The organism is Nostoc mirabile CHAB5784 (assembly GCF_020829645.1).
Taxonomy (GTDB): domain Bacteria; phylum Cyanobacteriota; class Cyanobacteriia; order Cyanobacteriales; family Nostocaceae; genus Nostoc; species Nostoc mirabile.
Window position 1 is genome coordinate 1 of sequence record NZ_JAIVFS010000186.1, and the last position, 8836, is coordinate 8836.

General features: G+C 40.9%; 9 protein-coding genes and 2 pseudogenes. 7 read left to right on the forward strand and 4 right to left on the reverse strand.

What is annotated here, in order from left to right:
* Positions 1 to 417 precede the first annotated feature (417 nt).
* From LC653_RS43000 to LC653_RS43020, 5 genes and pseudogenes are all read left to right on the forward strand, one after another.
* Positions 418 to 1125, forward strand: a complete 708-nt coding sequence (locus LC653_RS43000; RefSeq protein ID WP_229501376.1) for an iron-containing redox enzyme family protein — start codon at positions 418 to 420, stop codon at positions 1123 to 1125.
* A 74-nt stretch (positions 1126 to 1199) separates the two neighbouring features.
* A pseudogene (locus tag LC653_RS43005) lies at positions 1200 to 1514 on the forward strand (IS630 family transposase); the annotation flags it as partial.
* Positions 1515 to 1535: 21 nt separating this feature from the next.
* On the forward strand, positions 1536 to 3476 hold the full coding sequence (gene asnB, locus LC653_RS43010) for an asparagine synthase (glutamine-hydrolyzing) (protein ID WP_229501377.1): 1941 nt from the start codon (positions 1536 to 1538) through the stop codon (positions 3474 to 3476).
* Between the two features lie 209 nt (positions 3477 to 3685).
* On the forward strand, positions 3686 to 4084 hold the full coding sequence (locus LC653_RS43015) for a RidA family protein (RefSeq protein WP_229501378.1): 399 nt from the start codon (positions 3686 to 3688) through the stop codon (positions 4082 to 4084).
* Between the two features lie 140 nt (positions 4085 to 4224).
* The gene (locus LC653_RS43020; RefSeq protein ID WP_229501379.1) at positions 4225 to 4401 is read left to right on the forward strand and encodes a transcriptional regulator; all 177 of its coding nucleotides are present in this window, start codon (positions 4225 to 4227) and stop codon (positions 4399 to 4401) included.
* Positions 4402 to 4603: 202 nt separating this feature from the next.
* Here the strand turns inward: LC653_RS43020 and LC653_RS43025 are convergent, their stop codons facing one another.
* Complete coding sequence (locus LC653_RS43025; protein ID WP_308189241.1) at positions 4604 to 4741, reverse strand: hypothetical protein; 138 nt, start codon at positions 4739 to 4741, stop codon at positions 4604 to 4606.
* Between the two features lie 59 nt (positions 4742 to 4800).
* Positions 4801 to 5365, reverse strand: a pseudogene (locus LC653_RS43030) (IS5 family transposase); the annotation flags it as partial.
* Positions 5366 to 6243: 878 nt separating this feature from the next.
* Between LC653_RS43030 and LC653_RS43035 the strand changes: the two are divergent.
* A complete protein-coding gene (locus tag LC653_RS43035; protein WP_229501380.1) occupies positions 6244 to 7164 on the forward strand; it encodes a hypothetical protein in 921 nt (306 codons plus the stop codon).
* Here LC653_RS43035 and LC653_RS43040 read toward each other — a convergent pair.
* Together LC653_RS43040 and LC653_RS43045 are read right to left on the reverse strand one after the other, a co-directional pair.
* Positions 7159 to 7659, reverse strand: a complete 501-nt coding sequence (locus LC653_RS43040; RefSeq protein ID WP_229501381.1) for a transposase — start codon at positions 7657 to 7659, stop codon at positions 7159 to 7161. The genes LC653_RS43035 and LC653_RS43040 overlap by 6 nt on opposite strands.
* A complete protein-coding gene (locus tag LC653_RS43045; protein WP_229501382.1) occupies positions 7652 to 8104 on the reverse strand; it encodes a helix-turn-helix domain-containing protein in 453 nt (150 codons plus the stop codon). The genes LC653_RS43040 and LC653_RS43045 overlap by 8 nt, the downstream gene beginning before the upstream one ends.
* Positions 8105 to 8209: 105 nt before the next feature.
* On the opposite strand from LC653_RS43045, the gene LC653_RS43050 reads away from it, so the two are divergent.
* On the forward strand, positions 8210 to 8740 hold the full coding sequence (locus tag LC653_RS43050; RefSeq protein WP_229501383.1) for a molybdopterin-dependent oxidoreductase: 531 nt from the start codon (positions 8210 to 8212) through the stop codon (positions 8738 to 8740).
* Positions 8741 to 8836 lie beyond the last annotated feature (96 nt).

The window sequence follows — 8836 nt, forward strand, 5'->3', positions numbered from 1 at the left end:
GTATCAAAAGTAGTGGGGGGATAGTTAAAATTAGCTTTGTTAATAATCAATACTTGGCACATGTAACTATTGATTATTAACAAAGTTTTATATTTGATTTGTTCAACAGTTTCGCACCGCGAACTAGTCTAAACTCCAGATGAAAAATACAACACCCCGACCCAATACTTCCCCTTTAACCTTTTCCCAAACCCGATTCCGGATTAAAAATGCAAAACCCGATAAGTATTGCGCCCTAACCAACTTGCCTTAAATAATTTTTCTTATCTACTCCTACACTGGATCTCAAGGAATACTCAGTGCAATTCTAAAGTTTTCATATTTTTTTGATTCTTGCCTGATATAAGAGTAAGGTCTCAATACTTATCGGTTCGGTTCCTTGCTTTCACTATTTTTCCATACCCACCGGGAGATTTTATGAATTCTATGAAGTGGCTACTAGATTATGCTTATGAGTGCCGTGAAATAGTACGCTCATGTAACTTTTTCAAAGTCCTAGAGTCCACCTCTGATCCAATGGATGTAAAGGAGTGGGTACACCAACTCTACTATCAGTCTCGTGATTTTACCTCTGCTTTATCTTTGCGACATGCAATGTGCCAAGAACCTGCATTTCAAAGGATCTTTGCGCGTCATGCCTTAGAAGAAGTGGATCACTGTGAACAACTTCTCAACTGGATGCGTAAGCGTAACTTCTTGGAAGCCAATGCCGAGCCGACTTATGTTCCCCCTACCCTAGAGACCCAGTTGGCTAGCGCTTACTGTTTTCGGTCTATATTGCGTGAGTCCTATGTCCACCAAGTTATTGCTATCAACCTCATTTCTGAAGGAGTTTCTTACGACTTTTTTACAACGGTTGCTCCCAAATTGGAATCTTTAGGGCTACAGCCTGGTCGGTACTGGCATGCCCACGAAGAAATTGACCAAGAGCATTTAGCTATGGGATTTAATCTAATCCCGGTTTGCGAACCAAAATCCTCCGAGGGGCAGGCGTATGCACACATTGTCTGGGAAATGGCTTTCTTGTACAAGCATATGTTTGACTCCTGGACTAGAGTTTCTAGCGATAGGCTTATCCCTGATGCCCCCCCTATTAATTATTCGCCGGAACTCGTTGCAACCTGATAAAAGGCTAGGCAAAAGGAAATAAACCTTGACCCCGCCAAAAGAATTTGGCGGGGTCAAGAGTAGGATGTATACAACGTCCAGGAGCAAAACTTTTAATAATTTGGGATGGTGCAAGTTCCCATGTTTCGCAGCTTCTTAAAGATTATTTAGACTCATTGAATGGTGAACTAGAAAAAGAACAATGGCTGATAGCGTGCGAGAGATTTGCCCCTAATGCACCACAAGAAAACCCTGTAGAAGATATTTGGTTCTCTGCAAAAAAATTGATTAGAGAGTTTTATTTTTTCTGCCATTCTTTCTCTGTAGTTAAGACATTACTTAAGCTCTCGACTCATTGCCAAATATTTGACTTTACCCAGATCCATGACTATTGTGTTTTCTCATAAATGATTTAGGAGGACTATTTAATGTGTGGAATTGTGGCATTGTTCTCAAAGCAGGAACCAATTTCAGAAACATCTTTGCAGCAGGCGATTGCTCGCTTGTATCATCGAGGACCGGATGGGCGAAAATATTGGATTGCCCCCCATCTACGAGTTGGTTTAGGTCATACTCGACTCAGCATTATCGACCTGGAAACTGGTATTCAGCCAATTGCGAACGAAGATGAAACACTGCATATTGTGGTCAACGGTGAGTTTTATGATTTCGAGCGAATTCAGCAGGATTTGATAAGATCAGGACATCGGCTAAAAACTCATTCTGATAGTGAAATAGCTCTCCACTTGTACGAAGAGTTTGGTACACAATGCCTACACTATCTACGGGGCGAATTTGCGTTTGTGTTGTGGGATGAACGAAATGAGTTACTTTTTGCTGCTCGTGATCGCTTTGGTATCAAGCCACTCTACTACGCAACCATTGGCGATACGCTTTATTTGGCATCTGAAGTGAAAGCATTGTTTGCAGCTGGTGTCCCTGCTCAGTGGGATGCCGAATCGTTTTTTCAGGCAAACAACGCTTTGTTGGAACATGATCGCACCCTGTTCCAAAATATTTATCAAGTACCCCCCGGTTATTTCCTGTTAGCTTCGCGCAACCACATGCAACTCATTCGTTACTGGGATTTTAATTATCCACGAATCGGTGAACAGTTGCCTCAATATACGGAAGGTGAATACATCGAAAAACTTCGGTACACCTTGAATGAGGCGATTCAACTGCGCTTGCGAGCGGATGTACCGATCGGTTGCTATCTTAGTGGGGGACTCGACTCGTCGACCTTATTAGGCATGGCAGCAACACACACTGCTGAACCGATTCATGCGTTTACCATTTCTTTTGTCCAGGAGGAGTATGACGAAGCAGCGATTGCGCGTGAGACAGCTGCCCTTACTGGAGCAAAACTTCAAATCATTCAAGTGCAGCAATCCGATCTAGCCGACCATTTTGCTGACTCTGTTTGGCATGGTGAGACCTTACTCAATAATGCTGCTAGTGCTGCTAAGTATCTTATGAGTAAAGCGGTACGTGACGCTGGCTATAAGGTTGTTCTGACCGGTGAAGGTGCCGATGAAATCTTTGGTGGCTATGCTCATTTACGACGGGATATGTTGCTCTACAACGCACAAGGGCAAGACAAAGAGGTTTTGCAGCACTTATTGTCAGAGTTAGAGCACAACAATGCAATTGCTTCAGGTCTGTTGCTACCTGACGGCAATAATATGTCATTAGCAAGTGTCCGCCAGGTGCTAAATTTTACGCCAACCTGGATACAAACCTTTGCGAACAATGGTCTTAAATTCCGTGCTCTCTATTCATCTGAATTTACTAGTAGGTTTGCAGCACGAGATGCCTGTCGTGTCTTTTTAAATCAGTTTGATGTACAAGGGCAACTTGCTGAACGTGAACCCGTGCATCAAGCTTTATATTTTTGGTCGAAATCAATATTTCCAAACCGTCTTCTCCGAATGTTGGGTGATGGTGTGGAAATGGCACATTCCGTCGAAGGGCGTCTGCCATTTCTCGATCACCATCTCGTCGAGCTAGCTTCTAAGATGCCTGTTTCGCTGAAAATTCGTGGTATGACAGAGAAATATGTGTTGCGAGAAGCGGCACGCCCTTTCTTGAACAACACAGTTTATCAGCGCCAAAAACATCCATTTCTTGCTCCACCTTGTACTTTAAAACCAAATGAGCGATTGTATCAATTGCTTCAAGACACATTGCGCAGTTCAGTGATGACATCGTTACCCTTTTTCGATCAAGCCGCTGTGATTGCACTGCTAGATAAATTGCCAGAGATGGATAAAAGTATACGCACTGCTGTAGACTTTGTTCTAATGGAGATTTTAAGTGCTTGTATTCTCCAAGAACGGTTTTGCTTAACAATGCCGCATTACCCTTAAATCTTTCGGTTGTGGGGTCATCGTAGTCGAATGGAGAAAGGAGTAAATCGATTGATAGACCATTGCCAGAAGCACAAGGATGCAAATATTGAAGCCTCAACCTGTTACCATGATCAATTTATCCCGTTAAACTCACATTTTCCCAAAAGACCACCGACTAACTATACTTTAACTTGATTTGAAACCCGGCACGCCTATGGAGGGGCAGCATGACAGAAATTCAAAAGATCAACCCGGAAACTTGGCAGGATAAGTTCGCATTCTCGCAGGCAATCGAAGTAAAAGAAGCGCATCGTGTCCTCTACTGTGCTGGCCAGACGCCTGTCGATCTTGAGGGAAAGCCACAACACGCTAACGACATACGCCTCCAGATAAGTCTTGCACTGGAAAATGTGGAACGCATTCTAATCAAGTCCGGTTACAATCTCGCGGATGTAGTCCGTTTAAACATCTACACTTGCGACATGGACGCAACTCTCAAGAACTACGACGTACTCGCGCAACGTCTCCAGTCCGTGGGTTGCCAGCCGTCAAGTTCGCTGATTGGTGTGACTCGACTTGCCATTCCAGAAGTCCTAGTGGAAATAGAGGCGACTGCGGCAAAGTAAGCGTTTCAATAGTAACAGGGGCGTGAGTAGCAATGGAACAGAAAACCGGGATAAGAAAAAAAGTAAGAAAAATTAACTGTTCAACCATGTATATACATGATGAATTAAGACATACCTGACATCATGTATAACTTGGGACAATGGATCAATATTCAGGCACTAGACAAAAATCTCAAAGACGATCCCGTACACCAGATGGTAAATTTGGAACTGATTATGGAGATTCACCCAAGCGGTTAAGGTCAATTCGCTTAACCGATGAAGCATGGGAGAAGTTATTAGAAATAGCGGAGAAAAATCAAGTAACCAGAAGTTAAGTGATAGAAATTTTCGCTCGCGGTGGTGAGTTATATTAAGTGATATTGCTAATTTATTTGATGGTTGCTGTGTAATTGTTTGCTATTTTTGTGAGGAAGCCATATTTTGACAATCAAGAGTATTGTCTATTCTCTTGATAAGTTTTTAATTGTGATAGTTTTAATCATGTAGTCATATACAAATTAAATTTATATTGATAAGTTATTGCCCTAAAGACGGAATTTTTTCAAAAGCATAAAGTGCTACTTCTTGCGCCCGTTGTGAAGTAATTTTAGAGTAGCGAAGAGTCGTTTGAATTTTTTCATGTCCCATCAAAGCACGAAGTTCCTCAATTCCCATAATTCCTACCCTTTGAGATGCAAAGGTGTGTCTGAGATGGTGAAAACCAACATCCTCAACGGATCGCCATCAAAGCCGCCATCCACCCAAATGGTTGTCAAACGAGAAACCTGGTTGCTAGATTGTTTGACCCGTTTAAGAACTTTTTTGCCCCCTTCACGCTCACCCAGACTGGCAGCTGTGACCAAGACCCGCAAAACTAATCCCAAGGTATCAACTGTCAGAAATCGCTTGCGCCCTTTTATTTTCTTGCCCGCATCGTAGCCCACGGCTTCATGTACCATTGCAGCAGTTTTCACACTTTGACTATCAATGATTGCCTAGGCGTGGACTCGGATGACGCTCCTGCTCGATCCGCGTCCACTGCCGGAGTGTATCGTGAATTTCCAGCCAAGTTCCATCTTTGCGCCAATTACGAAAATAGGTGTATACCGTCTGCCACACGGGAAAGTCGCAAGGGTTAGCTCGCCATCGAACTCCCTCAATTAGAACATAGAAGATGGCGTTGAGGACTTCCCACATATCGACTTCGCGCTTGCGACCACCGGGTTTCGGTTCTGGAATCATGTCACTTAGAAATTCATATTGGGCGAGGGTCAAATTGCTGGGGTATGCTTTACTCATGTTGCTCACGAGAGTGCTGTCTACTTTCTATTCACAGCGTATACTGAGAGAGCTTTTTTACAACCCCTTAGACTTTTCAAACAGCCTCTAAAAGCATTCCAGAACTTTTTGAATGCATATTTCAAGCCCAAGGGCAGTACTACTTTGACGATTCTAGCTTTGACGTTACCCAATTTAAATATGAATTACTGCTTTGGCCGGAAGACTAGGGATACTAAAAGATAAGCTGCTGCACCTTTAATTTACATTTTATGTAAATTAGACAATTATTATATTTACTGCCATGCCAGCTAGAGGTTTTCTCACACCAGTTCAACAAGAAAGTCTACAACTTGCCATCAGAGAAAGTGCAGGGCAAACGCATCTAAATTACTGTTGATCGCAACAAAGGTTAAGAACCAACAAAAAAATTTTTCCTTTCGCATCTTATTATTTTTAAAGTCCCAAAGCAATTGCCTAAAATTTTAGCAATAAGCAAGGCTTAATGACATTCTACCCTATTGATAATACGCTTTGCTTGTTGACATGAAGCGGCCGCCCCCCTAACATTGGTTATTGGATAGATAGCAGTTGTATTGGTGTTAAACCTTGTGCCAAGATTCGTTTTATTAGCAAGCTGTTAGAAAATCTTTGCTGAGGGAAAACTTAAAGCAAGACTTTGTGAAAACATTGCCTCTAATTCGTCAGCCGAAGGCTACAAATTGCGGGGTTACGTAACAGGAGTGACAACGCATTCATGAGTTAATCCAATAGTACAAAAATACTATTTAATTGATAAATCAATGCTTACTTCTAAAATCTTCTGAAAAAGTTAGGGTACGTAAGTTAACAATTTCTGATAGATAAAATTGTGGTCAGGCAATTCTATTAAGGGTTATATGGAAGACTTATCTATTATTGAATTATTTTATACTTATTTGGATTTAGAAGTTAACAATGATAATCAGATATTTCGTATAGGATTAGTATCCCCTAATTTAACAAAGGATTTTTTGGAAGAATCTTTAAACCAAGCTTACGAAGAAATGAGGAAGCTGAAAAATAGTAATTTAGCAGTATGCGGTCATAACTTCCGCCGCTTTGATTACCCTTATCTGATTGAGCAAGAACCTCAATTATCTTCTTGGCGTATAATTGACACTTTAGAACTATCAATACTCGCTTTCCCCCTACAGCATTCCCATAAGCTAAATAAAGATTATAAACAAAGTGAATATTCAAGTAATAACCCTTTAGAAGACGCACAGGCAACTCGATTATTACTTGGTCAACAATTAGAAGCACTATTTAAAAAGCCTGATGAAGTACAACAAGTATATATTTGGTTCCTGACTTGTGGTTGCAAAGATGCAGACCTTGCATATCAACAATTTTTCAGTGATCACCTTGGTTTGAAGATTGAACAACCCACCATAGAAATGCTGCCAGAAACAATGTTAAAAGGAATAAATCAATCCTATTTGCAGCAGGTATGGTCTAGTCCAAAAACTTATGATTTTGAGACAAGATTATGTGTGGCGGGATTACTGGCTTGGAACTATGAGTGCAATGTCAATGAATCGAAGCAGGTTTTTTGTGATTGGCTCAGACATTTAAATAATTTTCAATCCGTACTTGAGAATTTGCGTCCTTTAAGTACAAATGAATTCGCTATCAGCTCTTACTTGGAATATTTTGAAATTCCCAGTTTTCGACCTTTACAAGAAGAAGCTGTTCAAGCAATCATTAATAATGAGCGTCCGCTTGTTCTCATGCCTACTGGCGGTGGTAAATCTTTACAGCATTTCCGGCTATTATGAGGTACAGTAACAACAATTAGCAAACCAGTTTCTTAAATGTTGAGGATTTATTAAGTCAAGTGCAACTGAAATTATTCGATCTACCATTTCTGTTGTGGTCGGTGAAAACATCCGTAAGAAGGACTTAAGTTGTGACCACCATAACTCAATTGGGTTAAAATCTGGTGAATATGGTGATAAACATATAACTGAAGCACCGACAGCTTCAATCATTGGCACAATTGAATCGAGTTTATGCGCGGATAAATTATCCATTACTACCACTGCTCCTGACCATAACTCTGGCACTAAAAACTTCTCAATAAATACTTCAAAAGCTTTGCCATCCATTGAACCATTCATTGTCATTAATGCAACTACTTTTTTAATACTAATTGCTCCAATTACTGTAACTTTTGAGCCTCTATAGAAGGGGTTAAGAGAGTAAGCTCTTGTTCCCATTTGTGAACGGGCATGAGTCCTCGTTAACCCAAGTAGGACACCAGTTTCATCCAAAAATACTAAGTTTTCTGGCTCTATATGTTTGATCTTTTCCCAATAATCTAATCTTAAATTTAGGACTCTCTCTGTCCCCGCTTGGGTACTCCGATTTGTTTTTTTTCCGATTTAATCCTAATTTCTGTAACGCCCGGCACATTGCACTTTGACCTACCGAATTTCCAGTCTTGTCTGCAAATAATTCACATAACTCTATCAATGTTGCATCTGGATGTGATTCAACTAATTCTCTCAACTCTATGTCAGCATTTTTTAAATGACTAAATTGTGGCTTTCCTCGCGGTTTGGATTGTAAATTCCCTTCAAGTTTTTGTTGTTTTACAAGCTTTTGTACTAAACTCTTTGAGACGGAAAAGATGTTAGCTACTTTCCTGATTGAGATGTTTTTCTGAAGATGTGCTGCAACTATTTTTTCTCGAAGATCGACAGAGTAGGACTTCATTTAAAATTATTTTTATTTTAATCTAGTGTACCTCATAATAGACGTAAGTGCTGTATCAAGCCAACCCCACCAGAGTTTTTCGTTCAAAATGGCAGTAATTTGGAAATGCGCTGGGAAGCCTTATACGGACGAGGATATCTCGTACCAACTGCCATGTTTTTTGTCCGCAATAACAATCCGACCCCTAATATCGATCTAGCAACTTGGCAGTTAAGGATTGAAGGCTCCGGCGTTGAACGTCCGCGTACATTTACTTACGATGAAATTCTCTCTATGCCTTCAGTTTCGGTGATCCGTGCCATTGAATGTGCTGGTAATGGCAGAAACTTCTTTCAAAAGTCTCACAGTAAAAAGATAGAAGGTACTCCTTGGAATCTAGGAGGTATAGGGGTGGCTGAATGGACTGGCGTTTTGTTGGGCGATGTGTTGAAACGAGCAGGACTCAAGCCTACAGCCCGTGATGTTATGCCTGTTAGCCTAGATGAAAAGAAAATCCAACGTCCTTTCTCCATTGAAAAGGCATTAGAAGAAGATACTCTGTTAGTCTACGCAATGAACGGAGATATTCTTCCCATCGATCACGGATTTCCGATTCGGGTCTTAGTTCTGGAGTTTAGACTAAGCTATACAAAATGACCCAGCAGGGCTGAGTTAATCAGAGACTTAGCAAAAGTATGAATAATCTAAGGTATTAAACAGCAACAGATGCTTCTTTACGTGGTGGAGTTACTG

Coding starts and splice junctions, on each gene's coding strand:
- LC653_RS43000 (WP_229501376.1), top strand. CDS start 418: ATGAATTCTATGAAGTGGCTACTAGATTATGCTTATGAGTGCCGTGAA.
- asnB (WP_229501377.1), top strand. CDS start 1,536: ATGTGTGGAATTGTGGCATTGTTCTCAAAGCAGGAACCAATTTCAGAA.
- LC653_RS43015 (WP_229501378.1), top strand. CDS start 3,686: ATGACAGAAATTCAAAAGATCAACCCGGAAACTTGGCAGGATAAGTTC.
- LC653_RS43020 (WP_229501379.1), top strand. CDS start 4,225: ATGGATCAATATTCAGGCACTAGACAAAAATCTCAAAGACGATCCCGT.
- LC653_RS43025 (WP_308189241.1), bottom strand. CDS start 4,741: ATGGGAATTGAGGAACTTCGTGCTTTGATGGGACATGAAAAAATTCAA.
- LC653_RS43035 (WP_229501380.1), top strand. CDS start 6,244: ATGGAAGACTTATCTATTATTGAATTATTTTATACTTATTTGGATTTA.
- LC653_RS43045 (WP_229501382.1), bottom strand. CDS start 8,104: ATGAAGTCCTACTCTGTCGATCTTCGAGAAAAAATAGTTGCAGCACAT.
- LC653_RS43050 (WP_229501383.1), top strand. CDS start 8,210: ATGCGCTGGGAAGCCTTATACGGACGAGGATATCTCGTACCAACTGCC.